We start from the raw sequence: 16,496 nt of genomic DNA on the forward strand, positions 1-16,496 counted from the left end.
CAGGCGGCGGGCGATCCCGTTCCGAATCTCAAGACGCAAAATGACGCGCGGAGCGCTGGTGGCGCTCTGCCCGTCAAAACAACTCTACGGCCTGTTAAAGCCCGAAATATCTCGTCTCCCAACGTCCCGCCTTGAAATCGATCCGGGTTTCAAAGGGCGATCCGTCCTTTCGTGCCTCCGCCTATGTAGGCGGTCTTCGCGGCGATTCGAGGGGTCAATCATCGAACCGTCACACATTAAAGTGTCCGGCCGGTCCCGAAGAACCGGCCGGGAAACATAACGACTTACTTGAGTTCGACCTTGGCGCCAGCCTTCTCGAGCTGAGCCTTGATCTTCTCGGCTTCGTCCTTGGCAACGCCGTCCTTGACGGGCTTCGGTGCGCCTTCGACGAGGTCCTTGGCTTCCTTGAGGCCCAGGCCGGTGATGGCGCGGACTTCCTTGATGACTTCGATCTTCTTGTCGCCAGCCGAAGCGAGAACAACCGAGAACTCGGTCTTCTCTTCAGCGGCAGCAGCACCGCCGCCGCCAGCGGCAGGAGCAGCAACCGCAACAGCGGCAGCAGCCGAAACGCCCCACTTCTCTTCGAGAAGCTTCGCGAGCTCAGCAGCCTCGAGAACCGTGAGGCTCGAGAGGTCGTCCACGATCTTTTGCAAATCAGCCATTTTAACTTTCCTTCAGCGTATCAGTTCGAACCAGTTGAGATGGAGAATGGCGTCACGCCGCTTCACCCTTCGAGGCATAGGCCTGAACCACGCGGGCCAGCTTCGCAGCAGGCGCGGTGGAGAGCTGAGCGATCTTGGTCGCCGGCGCCACAAGGAGGCCGAGGATCTTCGCGCGCAGTTCATCAAGCGACGGCAGCGAGGCAAGCGCCTTCACAGCGTCGGGATTCAGGACAGTCGTTCCCATCGCGCCGCCAAGGATGACGAACTTTTCGTTCGCCTTGGCGAATTCGATGGCAACCTTCGGTGCTGCTACCGGATCGTTTGAAGTCGCGATCACGGTCGGCCCCTTCAACAGGGAGCCGATGGAAACAACATCCGTGCCCTCAAGAGCAATTTTGGCGAGACGGTTCTTCGAGACCTTTACCGAGGCGCCAGCCTGCTTCATCTGCGTCCGCAGAGTCTGCATCTGGGCAACGGTCAGGCCGGAATAATGAGCAACGACCGCAACGCCCGTGGTCTTGAAGACCTCGTTCAGCGTTTCGACCGCCTCTTTTTTTGCCGCTCGTTCCACAGCAAGCTCTTTCCGGTTGGCGGTCCGCTTGAGACAGAACCGCCGGGTTGCACCGATCGTCCTGCCCGCTGGCCTCGAGACATTCATCTCTCAACACGTCGGGCACGACGACATTTTGGAAGCCTGCCCTCTCGCCCTGGTCTGCCTTGCGGCTCGCCGGAACGAGGTGTCGAGGTTCGAACCAAACCCGCAGCCACCGCCGAATCGGAGGTGGGTCACGAAATCCGGTTTTCACCCGTCTGTGCAGGAGATTAAGCGAAGCCGTTTCCACGAGGGATCAGGCAAGGCACCTGCAGTCTTGGACAGGATCGGAGCGTTCCCCGGGTTTGACACCAGAGATAGCCCCTGCCCATTTTCCTCTTTCAAAACAAAGGCTTTCCGTTCCTGTGAGCAATCCATGCGGAATGATCGACGAGGAATGGACTCCTATTGGTTTGATTTTCGGAAAACGAGCACGGACGCGCCAGCGATAGCCAGCACGCCCGGAAAGGAATGTTTAACGGGTCAGGAACGCGTTGCCAAGGGGATTCTGAGTTCCATAAGCATTTTTCGGGCCAGAAGCCGCCCGCCTGCCTCTGCTTCAGGCACCCTCAAAGCATAGCGGCAGGCGGACTGAACCTCAACCTCTTGTGTTCCCTACTATTTTCGGACATGCGCCACCTGCCGCAGCCCAGGCCTTGATGAGATCGCCGAATTCCTTCTGGGTTCCGGGTGCCGGGGTGCGATTGGCACCGGGTGCCCAGGCCCAGCCGACCAGACTGTCCTCGGCCATATGCTTCACAAGCGCGGCCATGTCCTTGCCGTCGTTGCGCTTCGGATCCTTGATCTGCTCGCAGATCTGGCCGAGCGACTTGCCCTGCCACGCCATCTCCAGCGGGGCGAGATGCCACTGCGGATGACCCGGTACACCGGCGGGATCGAAGTTGGTTTCATGGTGGCAGGTGTTGCAGGCAAGACCACCCGCCGCGCCCATGCCGCCTTCCCCGCGCACCACCAGCGGCTGATGCGGTCTCATCTTGTCTGTCTGCGTCGGGCGCTCCGTCGCAGGGTGACAGTTCATGCAGCGCGGCGACATGATGACCTTGCCGGCCTCCTCGAACAGCGCGACCGCGCGCTCGTTCGGGTTCTTGATATCGCCAAACGCCGACACCGGCTTCAGCTTGACCGGATTGACCGGCGGCTCCATCGCCGCATCCGCCTCGCCGCGAAATGCGGGTCCCGCGAATGCAAGCAACGTCACGGCGAAGGCGCCCGCTCCAAGCGCCAAAACTCCTTGTCTAAGGACTCCTTGCCTGAGCAACTTCATGCCGATGCTCCCGGTACGATCGGCAACTGCCGGGGACGGGTTTGACCAAGTTTCGCCATGGCGTTGGCGACCGCAGGACCGATCGGCGGCACGCCGGGTTCACCGACGCCGCTCGGCTTCTCGTTCGACTTGACGATGGTGACCTCGATCGCGGGCATCTCGTTGATGCGAAGCGACCGGTAGGCATCGAAATTGCCCGGCACCACGCGGCCATCTTCCATCGGCACGTCGGCGTAGAGGATGTGACCAAGACCGAACCCGATGCCGCCCTCCATCTGCGCGCGGATGATGTCCGGATTGACGGCGACGCCGCAGTCCACCGCGCACCAGACCTTGTGGACCTTCGGACCTTCCGCCTCCATCGACAGTTCGACGATCTGCGCGACAAAGGTATTGAAGCTCTCAACCACCGCGACGCCGCGCGCGCGGCCGGGCTCAAGCTTCGCATTCTTCCAGTCCGCCAGCTCCGCGACCGCACGAAGCACGCCGGCATGGCGCGGCTTCTTGCTCATCAGTTCGAGCCGTCCCTCGACGGGATCCTTACCTGCCGCCTCGAGCAACTCGTCGACGAAGGCTTCGACCGCGTAACCTGTATGGGTGTGTCCGACCGAACGCCACCACAGCACCGGCACGCCGACATCGACCTGATGCAGGTCGCATTTGAAGTTGGCGACCTCGTACGGGATTTCGTTCGAGCCTTCATAGGCCGTCGAGTCGAGGCCATCCTTGAAGGTCATCGCCTCGAACGGCGATCCCTTCATAATGGACTGGCCGACGATGGTGTCGCTCCAGGCCTGGATCTTTCCATCGCGCACCACGCCGCGCATGCGATGCACGCTGAACGGACGATAATATCCGCCGCGCATATCGTCCTCGCGGGTCCAGACCAGCTTGATCGGCTTGCCGGGACCGATAGCCTTCGCCACCTCCGCGAGTTCAGCCGCGACATGCACCGTCTGCTGCGCCCGCCGTCCGAAACTGCCGCCCGCGAGAATGGTCTTGAGCGAGACCTTCTCCATCGGCACGCCAAGAATCTTCGCGATAGTTGCGTGATCCGGCGTCGGGAATTGGCTGCCATAGCGCGACGTAACCGTATCGCCCTGCCAGTGAATGAACGCATTCAGCGGCTCCATCGGCGCGTGGGCCAGATATGGAAACACGAATTCGGCTTCGATGACGCGGCCGCCCGGCTTGGCGGCTTCGGCTTCGAAATCACCCTCCGTCTTCACGGTCTTGCCCGGCGTCTTCGACAGATCGCGAAACTCGGTCAGCAGTTGCTGCGTGCCGCGCTTCTCGGCCTTGCTGTCGTCCCATGTGATCTTCAGAAGATCGCGCGCCGTCTTGGCCGGCCAGAAGCCCTTGGCATAAACCGCAACACCAGTCGGCACCTGCTTCACATCGACGACGCCGGACACGGCTTTCGCCGCCGTCGCGTCGAACGACGCAACCGTCGCGCCAAACTGCGGAGGACGCGCGATAACCGCAGTCAGCATGTCCGGCTCGTTGATATCGAGCGTGAACACTGCCGTGCCGTTCGACTTCTCGGCGCTGTCGAGGCGTTTGGTCGCGCCTTCCTTGCCGATGAATTTGAACTGCGACGGGTCCTTCAGTTTCGGATCGGCCGGCACCGGCATCTGGTTCGCCTTCTCGGCAAACGCGCCGAACCGGCCTTGCTTGCCCGACGGATGCTTGATCACGCCATTCTCGACCGTGATCTCGGCGGCGGGCACGTTCCATTCCTTGGCGGCCGCAGCCACCAGCATTTCGCGCGCTGCCGCGCCGACCTTGCGCATCTGCTCGTAGGAATTGGCGATGGCGCTTGAGCCACCGGTGCCTTGCACGCCGAACAGCAGGTTCTTGTAGAGAACCGGATTGGACGGCGCGTGATCGGCGCGCATCTGCGACCAGTCTGCGTCCAATTCCTCGGCGACCAGCGTCGCCATGCCGGTGAAAGGTCCCTGCCCGAACTCGATATGCTTGCAAAGCACCGTGACCGTGTCGTCGGGCTTGATGATCAGGAACGTATTCGGCGTGATGTTGACCTGTGCTGCGGCTGGCGCTTGCGCAAAGGCCTTGCCGCTCCTGGCGATATAAACGCCGATCGCGAGTCCCGCTCCCGCCTTCAGAAGCGAGCGGCGCGAGAGAGCGGATGCGCGGGTGACTGTGTTCTTGATGTGAACGTTCATGGCTCAGCCCTCCAGCGACTTGGCGGCGTCGTGGATCGCGGCGCGAATCCGGACATAGGTGGCGCAGCGGCAAATGTTGCCGTTCATTGCGAGATCGATGTCTTCATCCGTCGGCTTCGGATTGAGCGTAAGCAGCGACGTCGCGCTCATGATCTGTCCGGACTGGCAATAACCGCATTGCGGCACATCGAGCGCGACCCACGCCTTCTGCACGGCCTGGGCTTCACGACTCTTGATGCCTTCAATGGTTGTGATTTCGCTGGCGCCCACCGCCGAGACCGGCATTGAACACGAGCGTACCGGCTGGCCATCGAGATACACCGTGCATGCACCGCATTGCGCGACACCGCAGCCGTACTTGGTGCCCATCAGTCCCGCGCCGTCGCGGATTGCCCAGAGAAGAGGTGTTTGCGGATCGACATCCACACGATGTTCGCCGCCGTTGATCTTGAGTACGAATGCCGCCATCGCGGGTCTCCTTCGTAAATTCGAAGGCGAACACTACACTCGACTCGTTCTAATCAGCAATCAAACTAATGTGCGCTGCGGCGATACAAATTTTTTCAATGCGCGAGGAACGAAGCATCGCAGTTTGCGTTGCGGCTTCTTACATATGTCAGCATCCGCGACACAGATGATGACAGTTTTATTTTCCGGCTTCACGCAACCGGATAGCGGAGGGGCTTGCCTGAAAAGAAGGCATCGAGATTGGCCAGCGTGCAGTCCTGCATGGCGATATGCGACTCGACCGTGTGACCGCCGATGTGCGGCGTCAGCACGACATTGGGCAGCTTCGTGAGCGCGTCCGGCGCGTGGGGCTCCTTTTCATAAACATCGAGGCCCGCGCCAGCGATCGCGTTGCTCTCAAGTGCAGCAACCAGCGCCTTCTGATCGATGACCGACCCGCGTGAAATGTTCACGACAGTGCCCTGCGGGCCGAGCTTCTTCAAAATATCCGCGTTTACGGCGTGCTGGGTATCTTTGCCGGCGCGCACCGCCACCATGAGAATTTCGGACCATTCGGCCAGCGACGCCAGACTCGTGTGATAGCCATAAGGCACATCATGCCTGCTGCGGCTGTAGTATGCGACTTCGGTCTCGAACGCCGCGCAGCGTGCTGCGATCTTGCGGCCGATCTCACCCATCCCATAAACGCCGATCTTGCGGCCGGTCATGCCGGGACCTGGCCGCATCGACGGCGACGGCTGCTTTCCCGACCATCCGCCGCTGCGCACGTAGGCATCCGCAGGAATCAGTCGCCGGGTCGTCGCCAGCATCAGCGTCACCGCGAGATCGGCGACCGAGGCTGCGTTCGCCGCGGGCGAGTGGCCGACGACGATGTTGCGTTTTTTCGTCTCGGCGAAATCCACTCCGTCATAGCCGGTGCCATAGCAGATGATCGCGCCGAGCGACGGCAGCGTATCCAGCACCGCTGCGGGTATTGCCTGCCCCCCTGCCGTGATCAGAGCACGGATCGGCTTCAACTGCTCTGCCGTGAATGTCTCGATCGGCGGCCTGCCCTTGCCGTCCAGCAGGTCGTAACGCTCGCCGATGCGCACCATCAGCGCCTTGGGAAATTGTGAATAGATCAGGACTTGTTGGGCCATTGCTGAACGTCCACTGGAGCACAAAGAAAAAGGCGGAGCAGGTGTTATCCCTGCTCCGCCTTCAAATCATTCACAAGCCGTTGCCTGTCAGTGCAGGCTGCCCGGCTCGACCTTCACGCCCGGACCCATCGTCGAGGAGACCGCAACGCGCTGAACGTAGGTGCCCTTCGAGCCAGCAGGCTTCGCCTTCACGACTGCGTCGGCGAGCGCCTTGATGTTTTCGATGAGCTTTTCTTCCGAGAACGAGGCCTTGCCGATGCCAGCCTGCACGATGCCGGCCTTCTCAACACGGAACTCGACCGAACCGCCCTTGGCGCCCTTGACGGCGTTGGCGATGTCCATGGTCACGGTGCCGATCTTCGGGTTCGGCATCATGCCACGCGGGCCAAGCACCTTACCGAGACGGCCGACCAGCGGCATCATGTCAGGGGTTGCGATACAACGATCGAAGTCGATCGCGCCGCCCTGGACCTTTTCAACGAGGTCTTCAGCGCCGACAACGTCTGCACCCGCAGCCTTGGCTTCTTCAGCCTTGGCGCCGCGCGCGAACACGCCGACGCGCAACGTGCGGCCGGTGCCGTTCGGCAGGGTGACAACGCCGCGCACCATCTGGTCGGCGTGACGCGGATCGACACCGAGGTTGATCGCGATCTCAATGGTCTCGTCGAACTTCGCCGAAGCGCGTTCCTTGACCATCTTCACCGCATCGGTGAGCGGATAGAGGTGCTCACGATCGATACCCTCACGGGCCTTCGCAAGTTTCTTGCCAATAGCCATGATCGTTACCCCGCCACCTGGAGACCCATCGAACGGGCAGAGCCCTCGACCATCTTCATGGCCGCTTCGACGGTATCGCAATTGAGATCCTTCATCTTCTTCTCGGCGATCTCGCGCACCTGCGCTTTGGTCACCTTGCCTGCGACGTCGCGGCCCGGCGCCTTGGAGCCGGACTGGATCTTCGCCGCCTGCTTGAGGAAGTAGGACATCGGCGGGGTCTTCATCTCAAACGTGAACGACCGGTCCGCGTAGATGGTGATGACCACCGGGATCGGGGTGTTCTTTTCTTCCTTCTGCGTCTGCGCGTTGAACGCCTTGCAGAATTCCATGATGTTGAGGCCGCGCTGACCAAGCGCGGGACCGATCGGAGGCGACGGGTTCGCCGCACCGGCCGGGACCTGAAGCTTCAGGTATCCGGTCACTTTCTTAGCCATACTTTACTCCTTCAAACGATCCGGACCATTCCGGACCTTCTTAGGACCGTGGTGCGGTTCAACAGGCGGCTGGCGACCGGCTGTCTCCTCCCACGGCATTCTCACCGCCATCAGATGATGGCGGAAACGATCAGACCTTTTCGACCTGACCGAATTCCAGTTCGACCGGCGTCGCACGTCCGAAGATCGACACCGCGACCTTCACGCGCGAACGCGCTTCGTCGATTTCCTCGACCACGCCGGAGAACGAGGCGAACGGGCCATCGGCCACGCGCACGTTCTCGCCGATCTCGAACGACACCGACGCCTTCGGACGCTCCACGCCTTCCTGCACCTGATGCAGGATGCGCATGGCTTCGGCTTCCGAAATCGGCATCGGCTTGTTTTCCGCGCCGAGGAAGCCCGTCACCTTGGGCGTGTTCTTGATGAGATGAAACGCTTCGTCGGTGAGGTTCATCTTCACCAGCACGTAGCCCGGAAAGAACTTGCGCTCGGCGTCGATCTTGCGGCCGCGGCGGACTTCCGTGACCTTCTCGGTCGGCACCAGCACCTGCTCGAAGAGATCTTCAAGTCCGCGCTGCTTGGCCTGCTCGCGAATCGATTCGGAGACCTTCTTCTCGAAGTTCGAATAGGCGTGAACGATGTACCAGCGCATGCTCATTGTTTCGGTTCCGCGCTCAGGCATGAATGCCGAGAAGGAAAGTAATCAGGACGCGGATGATCTGATCCGCGACGAAGAAGAACACTGAGGACACCGCGACCATGATGAATACCATGATCGTGGTGATCATGGTCTCGCGGCGGGTCGGCCAGGTGACCTTCGCGGTCTCCGAGCGCACTTCCTGCAGAAATTTGAACGGGCTGAGAGCCATCGTCTGAGGTCCGCATCCATAATGCCGGGAAAACGTCGTATCCTGGCGTGATTTCAGTTATTTCAGGAATCCGGACAGCCCTCGCACGCCAATGTTTACTGCGCCCAACCCTCGTTTGAAGGATGAGCCGCCAAGCGGGCTCGATTGTCCGGGGATTTCAATGCCGCGCCGGATATCCGTCAAAGCGGGCCGGCAGCAGGTGCCGTTATCTACTGTGGGACGGGCGTCAGGTCAAGGTTCGGGGAGCGGGCCAAGGGCCAGAAACACGTATTTGTACGGCCAAATCTGGCAGGGGCGGCAGGACTCGAACCTGCGACCCTCGGTTTTGGAGACCGATGCTCTACCAACTGAGCTACACCCCTGTATGCCGCCTCTATAGCGAACGATCTTTGCGGCGTCACGTCCCCTGTCGGCGATTTCTCGCTGATTTCTCGGAGAATTTCAGGACAATTTCCTGGCAATTAACCTGCTGATGGAACCCGGTTTCTGGCGATTGCCGACACCGGATGTGCCGCGTACATTAACTAAAAGCTCAACCGGTGGGGATGAAAACGGTTTGCCGCTTCGCAACGCCATACGCCGCATGTCGCTCACCCACCGGCTGCTGGCGCTTACTCTTGTTGCATCCCTGCCCGGCCTTGCCGCAGTCGCCTACGGCGCGTTCGATCTGCGCAATACGCGCTATGCCGAGGTCCGGGGCGACGCGCTGCGCAACGCACAGGTCGTCGCCTCCGAAGTCGGCCAGATTTTCGACGGCATACAGGCCTCGCTTCGCGCCGTAGCGGAGGCAGACGAGGTCAGCCGGCTCAACAGCACCGCATGCACCGATTATGTCGTGCGGGTCCGTCCGCATGTCGAGCCGCTGACCTCTCTTCTGATCGTCGGTCTGGACGGCAATATCCGCTGCTTCAGCGAGCCAAGTCTCGCCTCGCCGAATCTCGCGGGGCGTGAATACTTTCGCGAGGCTGTCGATCAGAAGAAATTCGCGATTGGCCCCTTTACCGTCAGCAAGATCTCGGACCGCAACATCATTCCGATGGCGGTCCCGATCATCCGGGACGGCAAGGTCGAAGGCGCGGTTGTGGCCGGCCTCAACCTGGAATGGCTCGGGGAGCAGTTGAAGCAGCGCGGCGTTCCGCGCGGCGGCACCATCCTGATCGCCGACCGCAACGGCATCGTGGTGTCGCGCGAACCCGCGCCTGAAAAGTTTGTTGGCACGAAACTGACCGATAGCCTCGGCAGGATCGGAATGTCCGCGCCGGCAACCGACGACATTGTCGGGATCGACGGCGTGGCGCGCATCATCGGCTTCCTCCCCGCGTCGGCGACCCCGTTCGGCCTTTATGTCAGCAGCGGCATCGCGCACAGCGAAGCGTTCGGGCCCATCGATCGCGCCGTCCGCAACAGCATCGCGCTGTTCGCGCTCGGAAGCGCCGTCGCGTTCCTGCTGGCCTGGCTAGTCGGCGAGAGCATTATCCGCCGGCCGCTGATGCGCATGGTGGCGACGGCCGAGGCCTGGCGGCGCGGTCACGATGCCGCGCGAACCGGCATCGTCGGCCGCGACGACGAGATCGGCGTTCTCGGGCAAACCTTCGACCGGCTGATGGACGAGAACGCGATGCGCGAAGAGCAACGCGCGACCGCCGAAGAACGGCGCGAGATTCTGGTTCACGAGCTTGCCCATCGTGTGAAGAACACCCTTGCCACCGTGCAGTCGATTGCGAGCTTGAGCTTTCGCCACAGTCAGGGGCCCGAAGCGCTGCGCCAGTTTCACGAGCGCCTTCAGGCTCTGGTGCGCGGCCATGACCTCCTGACCCGGAAGAACTGGCAGCACGCCAGCCTGTCGGAAATCGCGGAAGCCGCGATGGCGCCTTTGCATCAGGATCGCGGACATCGCGTCACAATCTCGGGACCGGAGGTCGATCTGCCGCCGACCACCGCCGTGCCGATGGCGATGATCCTGCACGAACTCTGCACCAACGCGCTCAAATACGGGTCGCTGTCGAACGAAAACGGCCGCGTCACCATTGGCTGGATGACCCGCGACGACCCGAGGGGCACGATCGTCAGCCTGATCTGGAGCGAGAGCGGAGGCCCATCCGTGACACCGCCCGCAGAAGAAGGTTTCGGCACGCGCCTGATCACAAACCTCAGCCGGCAGCTCGGCGGCGACTGCAATTTCCGCTACCCGCCCTCGGGTCTCGTCTTCCATTTGAGCATGGTGGCGCCCTCTTCCGAGCCGCGCCACCAGGCGAACGAGACACCCTCAGCGGCTGAATGAGCCGCCAATGAGGGCCTTAACCCGGTGTTGATTCAAAGTTCGTAAAAACTCCCCAACAGAATTCTCTGTGATGGCTCAGGATTTTTTGGGGACACGATGCGCAAACTTTGGTCCGTTTCCGCCCGGATAATGATCGCGATTTCACTGGTGGCGGCGGCCTCCTGCGCAGGGCTGGCTGCATTCGGCCTCTGGCGGCAAAACACGGCCGTCGATCTCGCCCTCCATCGCGAGTTGCAATCCGACTAGGCGAACATGATCGGCGCCATGGAGTCCGATACGCGCGCCGTGCAGGCGGTGGCCAACACCGTGGCGAACATGCCCGAACTGAAGCCTATGATCCGCGCGCAGGACCGCGCAGGTATCAACGCGCTGCTCGACAAGACACTGAAAGACATCAAGCCGCTCGGTATTGAGCTGATCACCATCCAGATACCGCCGGGCGTTGCCCTCACCCGGGTTCACAATCCGAAGGCATTCGGCGACGACGTCACTGCCCGTCGCAAGATGATCGTTCAGTCGTTCGCGACGAAAAAGCCGATCGGCGGTGTCGAAGCCGGCCGCGACGTTCTCAACATCTTCGGCGCGACGCCGATTATAGATGGCGAGACCCTGCTCGGCACGGTCGACGTCGGCGCGCCGTTCGGGGAGACCTTCGTGAATTCGATGAAGTCGCGCTTCGGCGTCGATGTCGCCATCCATCAGATCAACGACGACAAGGTGCAGACTCTCGCGTCGACGGTGAAGGCCGCAACCGCCTCGCCCGCCACTCTGAAGCGCGCCCTGACAGGGGAATCCATTTTCCTCATGGGCACATTAGACGGCCAGCCGACAGCCACGACATTCGGTCCGCTCAAGAATTTCTCGGGCCAGCCTGTTGCTGTGGTCGAGATCATCCGCAACACCAGGGACTATGAAGAACTCGCCTCGAACTCCGCCAAGTGGCTCGCAGCAGGCGCTTTTGCCGCCGTCCTGATCGCGATCCTGATCGCTGCCTGGGTGGGCCGCGGATTGGCGCGCCCCATCGTCGCGCTTCAGGGCGCGATGCGCGCGATCACATCAGGCCAGCACGACGTCGTTGTGCCCGGCGGAAATCGCCGCGACGAAATCGGCTCGATGGCGCGCGCGGTCGAGGTGTTCAAGGACAGCCTGGTCGAGACCGGCCGGTTGCGGGCGGCACAGGAAGACCAGCGCATTGCCTCGGAGAAAGAACGCCGCAGCACCGTGCTCGCGCTGGCAGAGCGGTTTGAAACCGGCGTCGGCGGTGTCGTGAATGCCGTGGGCGCAGCCTCGACCGAGTTGCGCAACACCGCTGAGAGCATGGCCCGCACCGCTGAGGAAGCAACCAAGCAGACGACGGCGGTGGCCGACGCGTCCGAAGAGGCATCAGCCAATGCGCAGGCCGTCGCCGCAGCGATCGAGGAACTCAACGCCTCGATTAACGAGATCGCCCAGCAGGTCAATGAATCCGCGCAGGTTGCCGGTCATGCTGCTCAGCAAGCGAACCAGACCAACGCCGAAGTTCAGGGCCTGGCGCTCGCCGCGCAGAAGATCGGCGACGTGGTGAAACTGATCAGCGAGATCGCCGCGCAGACCAACCTGCTCGCCCTCAACGCCACCATCGAAGCGGCCCGCGCCGGTGACGCCGGACGGGGGTTTGCGGTTGTCGCTTCCGAAGTGAAGGCGCTGGCCAGCCAGACATCGAAGGCGACCGACGAGATTTCGGCGCAGGTCGGCGCGATCCAGTCGGCAACGCGAACCTCGGTCGAAGCCATCGACGGCATCACCCGCACCATCGGCAAGGTCAACGAGATCGCGAGCGCGATTGCGTCAGCCGTCGAGGAGCAAGGCGCGGCCACCCGCGAGATCGCGCATAACGTTTCGCAAGCTGCGAAGGGCACGGGTGAAGTTTCGGCCAACATCGTCGGTGTCCGCGATGCGGCACGCGAGACCGGCGTCGCCGCCGATCAGGTCGTTTCATCCGCCGCCGAGCTTTCACAAAACGGCGAAACGCTGAAGGCACAGGTCGACGCTTTCCTGCGCGAGGTCCGGGCGGCGTAAGCCGGGCCGAATTTCGACGGTGATTTGAAGCCGCTCCATTCTGTGGGGCGGCTTTTTCATGTCGAGCAATCGGTCAGTGTTACGACGTTTTGCGCAACAGCCACTCACGATAGCTCTCGCCGTAGCGGTCGGCTATTTTATCAGCGGTGCTCTGCGTTGAGGCACTGTCAATCGCGGCCTGAACCGCGGTCCCCAGAACGCCCTGCCCCACGATCAACGCCACACCCAGCTTCGGATGGGCCATGATGGTGGCGCCTGTCCGTGTATCGACGAGATTTGCGTCCGCAACCATGCCATGACCGCCACCAATCACCACGCGCTGAATTGCCGGGGAGATGGTGAAACTGCGGATGACGATGTTGAGACGCACCGGCCGTGTGCCGTTGAGCTGACCGGCCATCGCCTTCTCGACGCCCGCCTTGATCCGCGGCGCCAGTAGACTCTGAGCATAGGCTTTCGCTTCCGGCGTATTCGTCGCCGTCGCAATCTGGTCGTCGGGGATAGCCTTTGCCGTAGCGTAGGCCCGGATGCCGTCCTCCCACTGTATGCTCGCATCGGGAGCAAAACTGACGGTGACATCCGTCAGTTTCATGCTGGAAATATCGTCTTGCGAAAGTGAATTTTTCGCGGTCACGCAACCAGCGAGCACAAACGTACCCGCAAGCACGGCGAAAAGCCGTGCCAGCCCCAAAAATCTCGACATACAGCCCCCGCCGTTTCTGTCTCTTCAGCCCAAGCGAGAAATAGGGGGAAGCGAGGGATATTGTCTACTTATAATTGTATTGCGCTGCGATCTGTTCAAAGATCACGTGCTGGGCCAAGCTCGGCCAGCAATTTCAGAACAAGAAAACTCCGGAGGCTCCATGAACGTCCACGCCACGCCAAGCGCAGCCAAGGCAACCCCTGCTCTTCCTTCAGCCAAACCGGAAGCGATCGGCCTTTCCGCGCTGCGCCTGGAGCGGATGCGCGATGCCTTCCAGCGCGAGATCGACAAGGGCACGACGCCCGGCGTGGTGTCGATGGTGGCGCGGCGCGGGCAGATCGGCTGGTTCGAGGCGCAGGGCAAGCAGGATCCCGCCGGCAGCACGGCGATGGCGCGCGACAGCATCTTCCGCATCTTCTCGATGACCAAGCCGCTGGTGTCGCTCGGCATCATGATGCTGGTCGAAGACGGTTACATCCTGCTCAACGATCCGCTCGCCAAATACATTCCGGAGTTCGCCAATCAGAAGGTCGGCGTCGAACGTAACGGCGCGATGGAATATGCGCTGCCGATCCGTCCCATCACGATTCAGGACCTGCTGCGCCACACCTCCGGCATTTCCTACGAGATCACCGGCGCAGGCATGGTGCAGCGGATGTACGCGAAGTCGAAAGTCTTCCGCCGTGACATCACCAACGAAGAGCACGCCAAGCTGATCGCCGGCATGCCGCTGATGTGCCAGCCGGGCGCGGAATGGAATTACAGCCGCTCGACCGATATTCTCGGCCGCGTCATCGAGGTCGTCTCCGGCAAGACGCTCAGCGCTTTCCTCAGTGAGCGCATCCTCAATCCGCTTCAGATGAACGAGACCGGCTTTCACACTGCGCAGGACAACAAGTCGCGTATCGCACAGCCCTTCCCGGCCGATCCGTGGTCCGGCGACAAGGTAATGCTGTTCGATCCGCTGGAAATTCCGAAGATGGAATCCGGCGGCGGCGGACTGGTCTCCACCGCGATGGATTACGCGCGCTTCTGCCAGATGCTGCTCAGCGGCGGCGCCCTCGACGGCAATCGCGTGATCGGACGCAAGACGCTGGCCTTCATGGCGTCGAACCACCTCGCTGCAAACGTGAAGGTGGAAAGCCATCTGGTGCCAGCGGGCCATGGCTTCGGCCTCGGCTTCGCTGTGCGCACGCACGAAGGCATGGCGCCGTTCGCGGGCTCCGTCGGCCAGTACTTCTGGAGCGGCATGGCAGGCACATTCTTCTGGATCGATCCGAAAGAAGACCTGTTCGCGCTGTTCCTGAGCCAGGGTCCCGGCCAGCGCGAATACTTCCGCACGCTGGTGCGCAGCCTCGTCTACGCGGCGGTGGAATAAACCGCTGTCATTCCGGGGCAGCCCGCAGGGTTGAACCCGGAATCCAGACTCACGCAACGAGATTCCGGGCTCGCGCTGTCGCGCGCCCCGGAATGACGAATCGAAGATCAGCTAATCGTCGCGCCGCCGTCGATCACAACCGTCTGGCCGGTCATGAAGTTGCCAGCCGCCGATCCCATGAACACCGCGGCGCCTGCGATCTCATCGGGAATGCCGATGCGCAGCAGCGGCGAACGCGCGGTGGACGCTTTCAGGTTATCGGGATTGTCCCACAGCGCCTTGGCGAAATCGGTCTTGATCAGGCCCGGCGCGATGCAGTTCACGCGCACGTTGTGTGGGCCGTACTCGCAGGCCAGATTGCGCGCGAGCTGCATGTCGGCGGCCTTCGAGATCGCGTAGGCGCCGAGAATGGTCGAGCCCTTCAGGCCGCCGATGGACGAGACGATGATGATCGAGCCGTCCTTGCGCGCGATCATCTGCGGCACCACCATGCTGATAAGCCAGTTGTTGGCGACGATGTTGTTGCCGAGAATCTTGCTGAACTGATCGTCGGAGATACCCGCGAGCGGCCCATAGTACGGGTTCGACGCCGCGTTGCAGACCAGCACATCGATCTTGCCGTAGGCGCGGTTGGCTTCGTCGACCAGGTTCTGGAGGTTTTCCTTGCTGGAGATGTTGGCGGCGACGGCGATCGCCTTGCCCTTGCCGAACTTGTCGTTGATTTCCTTCGCCACCTGATCGCACTGATCCTGCTTGCGCGACGAGATCACGACCTGCGCGCCATGCTCCACCATGCGCTCCGCGATCGCGCGGCCGATGCCTTTCGTCGAACCTGTGATGACGGCCGTCTTTCCGGTCATGTCGAACAAGGTCATGCGCTTCTCTCCCTATGCGTGCGGCGCTGCCGCTTATCGCTATCCAAGCTTGTTGGTGACTTCCGGTCCCGCCGGCTGATGCATGGCATCGTGGGCGTGGCTGGCAATCCATGGCTGCTGGTTGATCATCGGCACGCGCCAGCCGGTGTGGCCGTCGCTCGTGAGATAATCGAGCCGCGTCACCGAGCAGTTGTCGATGGTGAAAGCGAATCCGGCGCCGGCCTCAAGCCCGAGCGCATGCGCGATCGCCGCCTTGATCGGGCCGCCATGCGAGACGCAGACAATGTCCTTGCCTGCGTGCTCGGCGCTGATGCGCCGGATCGCGGCCACCGTCCGGTCGAACAGATCGTTGAAACTCTCGCCGCCCGGCGCGCGCTCGTGCGCAGGCGCGAACCAGTAGCTCGCGATTGACGGCGGACGCGCGGCGAAGAACGCGGCGCGGTTCATGCCCTGCCACTCGCCGAGATCCTGTTCGGCGAACGCCTTGTCCTGATGCATCTGATCCGGCTTCGGCAACCCTGCAGCCCAGATCGCCGCGGCGGTCTGATGGGTTCGCTTCAGATTGCTGGAAAACCAGACGGCATCTCTCGGCAGGAATTTCGCGACACCCGCGAACACCACGCTGTCACTGCAATCGCAATCGATGTCGAACTGGCCGTAGATGTTTCCGCCGTCGGTGCGAACCGGCGCGTGCCGCACCCACCACCAGCGTGTCGATGTCACCCCGGCGGGAATGGCATGCTGGACCAGAAAAGGCTTGGCGGGTGCATTCGACATCGTTTCAAC

Annotated in this window: 15 protein-coding genes, 1 tRNA gene and 1 pseudogene; 3 read left to right on the top strand and 14 right to left on the bottom strand. The window is 61.9% G+C overall.

The genetic code is table 11. The features are described from left to right. Positions 1-284: 284 nt before the first annotated feature. From rplL to AC1RM7_RS05970, 11 genes are all read right to left on the bottom strand, one after another. Positions 285-662, bottom strand: coding sequence for a 50S ribosomal protein L7/L12 (gene rplL / locus AC1RM7_RS05920; RefSeq protein ID WP_006021080.1), 378 nt, complete (start codon positions 660-662; stop codon positions 285-287). A 52-nt stretch (positions 663-714) separates the two neighbouring features. Beyond that, positions 715-1,233 carry a 50S ribosomal protein L10 gene (gene rplJ / locus AC1RM7_RS05925; protein ID WP_006021081.1) on the bottom strand — a complete coding sequence of 173 codons (519 nt, stop codon included), beginning with the start codon at positions 1,231-1,233 and terminating at the stop codon, positions 715-717. A gap of 619 nt (positions 1,234-1,852) precedes the next feature. Then, the gene (locus AC1RM7_RS05930; RefSeq protein ID WP_006021082.1) at positions 1,853-2,539 is read right to left on the bottom strand and encodes a hypothetical protein; all 687 of its coding nucleotides are present in this window, start codon (positions 2,537-2,539) and stop codon (positions 1,853-1,855) included. After that, a complete protein-coding gene (locus tag AC1RM7_RS05935; protein ID WP_024920141.1) occupies positions 2,536-4,725 on the bottom strand; it encodes a xanthine dehydrogenase family protein molybdopterin-binding subunit in 2,190 nt (729 codons plus the stop codon). The genes AC1RM7_RS05930 and AC1RM7_RS05935 overlap by 4 nt, the downstream gene beginning before the upstream one ends. 3 nt (positions 4,726-4,728) lie before the next feature. Then, positions 4,729-5,193, bottom strand: a complete 465-nt coding sequence (locus AC1RM7_RS05940) for a (2Fe-2S)-binding protein (protein WP_024920140.1) — start codon at positions 5,191-5,193, stop codon at positions 4,729-4,731. Positions 5,194-5,384: 191 nt separating this feature from the next. Then, a complete protein-coding gene (locus tag AC1RM7_RS05945) occupies positions 5,385-6,332 on the bottom strand; it encodes a 2-hydroxyacid dehydrogenase (RefSeq protein WP_024920139.1) in 948 nt (315 codons plus the stop codon). An 87-nt stretch (positions 6,333-6,419) separates the two neighbouring features. Further along, a complete protein-coding gene (gene rplA / locus AC1RM7_RS05950; protein ID WP_006021086.1) occupies positions 6,420-7,109 on the bottom strand; it encodes a 50S ribosomal protein L1 in 690 nt (229 codons plus the stop codon). A 5-nt stretch (positions 7,110-7,114) separates the two neighbouring features. Next, positions 7,115-7,543 (bottom strand): 50S ribosomal protein L11, encoded by a 429-nt coding sequence (gene rplK / locus AC1RM7_RS05955; RefSeq protein ID WP_002712322.1) that lies wholly within the window; start codon positions 7,541-7,543, stop codon positions 7,115-7,117. A gap of 130 nt (positions 7,544-7,673) precedes the next feature. After that, positions 7,674-8,204 (bottom strand): transcription termination/antitermination protein NusG, encoded by a 531-nt coding sequence (gene nusG, locus AC1RM7_RS05960; protein ID WP_006021087.1) that lies wholly within the window; start codon positions 8,202-8,204, stop codon positions 7,674-7,676. A 16-nt stretch (positions 8,205-8,220) separates the two neighbouring features. Further along, positions 8,221-8,415 (bottom strand): preprotein translocase subunit SecE, encoded by a 195-nt coding sequence (gene secE, locus AC1RM7_RS05965; RefSeq protein ID WP_006021088.1) that lies wholly within the window; start codon positions 8,413-8,415, stop codon positions 8,221-8,223. 286 nt (positions 8,416-8,701) lie between these two features. Then, positions 8,702-8,777 (bottom strand) — tRNA-Trp (locus tag AC1RM7_RS05970). 221 nt (positions 8,778-8,998) lie between these two features. Between AC1RM7_RS05970 and AC1RM7_RS05975 the strand changes: the two genes are divergently transcribed. Both AC1RM7_RS05975 and AC1RM7_RS05980 read left to right on the top strand, forming a co-directional pair. After that, positions 8,999-10,696: a sensor histidine kinase gene (locus AC1RM7_RS05975; RefSeq protein WP_006021089.1), complete on the top strand. Its 1,698-nt coding sequence runs from the start codon at positions 8,999-9,001 to the stop codon at positions 10,694-10,696. A 96-nt stretch (positions 10,697-10,792) separates the two neighbouring features. Then, positions 10,793-12,754 (top strand): annotated as a pseudogene (locus AC1RM7_RS05980) (methyl-accepting chemotaxis protein). Positions 12,755-12,833: 79 nt separating this feature from the next. On the opposite strand, the gene AC1RM7_RS05985 reads toward AC1RM7_RS05980, so the two are convergent. Then, positions 12,834-13,346: a hypothetical protein gene (locus tag AC1RM7_RS05985; protein ID WP_244434530.1), complete on the bottom strand. Its 513-nt coding sequence runs from the start codon at positions 13,344-13,346 to the stop codon at positions 12,834-12,836. Between the two features lie 271 nt (positions 13,347-13,617). Between AC1RM7_RS05985 and AC1RM7_RS05990 the strand changes: the two genes are divergently transcribed. Continuing rightward, positions 13,618-14,835 (top strand): serine hydrolase domain-containing protein, encoded by a 1,218-nt coding sequence (locus AC1RM7_RS05990; RefSeq protein ID WP_024920134.1) that lies wholly within the window; start codon positions 13,618-13,620, stop codon positions 14,833-14,835. A gap of 107 nt (positions 14,836-14,942) precedes the next feature. Here AC1RM7_RS05990 and AC1RM7_RS05995 read toward each other — a convergent pair whose 3' ends face one another. Both AC1RM7_RS05995 and AC1RM7_RS06000 read right to left on the bottom strand, forming a co-directional pair. Beyond that, the gene (locus tag AC1RM7_RS05995; protein WP_006021093.1) at positions 14,943-15,710 is read right to left on the bottom strand and encodes an SDR family NAD(P)-dependent oxidoreductase; all 768 of its coding nucleotides are present in this window, start codon (positions 15,708-15,710) and stop codon (positions 14,943-14,945) included. Between the two features lie 39 nt (positions 15,711-15,749). Further along, positions 15,750-16,487: a histidine phosphatase family protein gene (locus tag AC1RM7_RS06000; protein WP_024920133.1), complete on the bottom strand. Its 738-nt coding sequence runs from the start codon at positions 16,485-16,487 to the stop codon at positions 15,750-15,752. Positions 16,488-16,496 lie beyond the last annotated feature (9 nt).

The organism is Afipia sp. GW822-FHT03D08 (genome assembly GCF_058801645.1).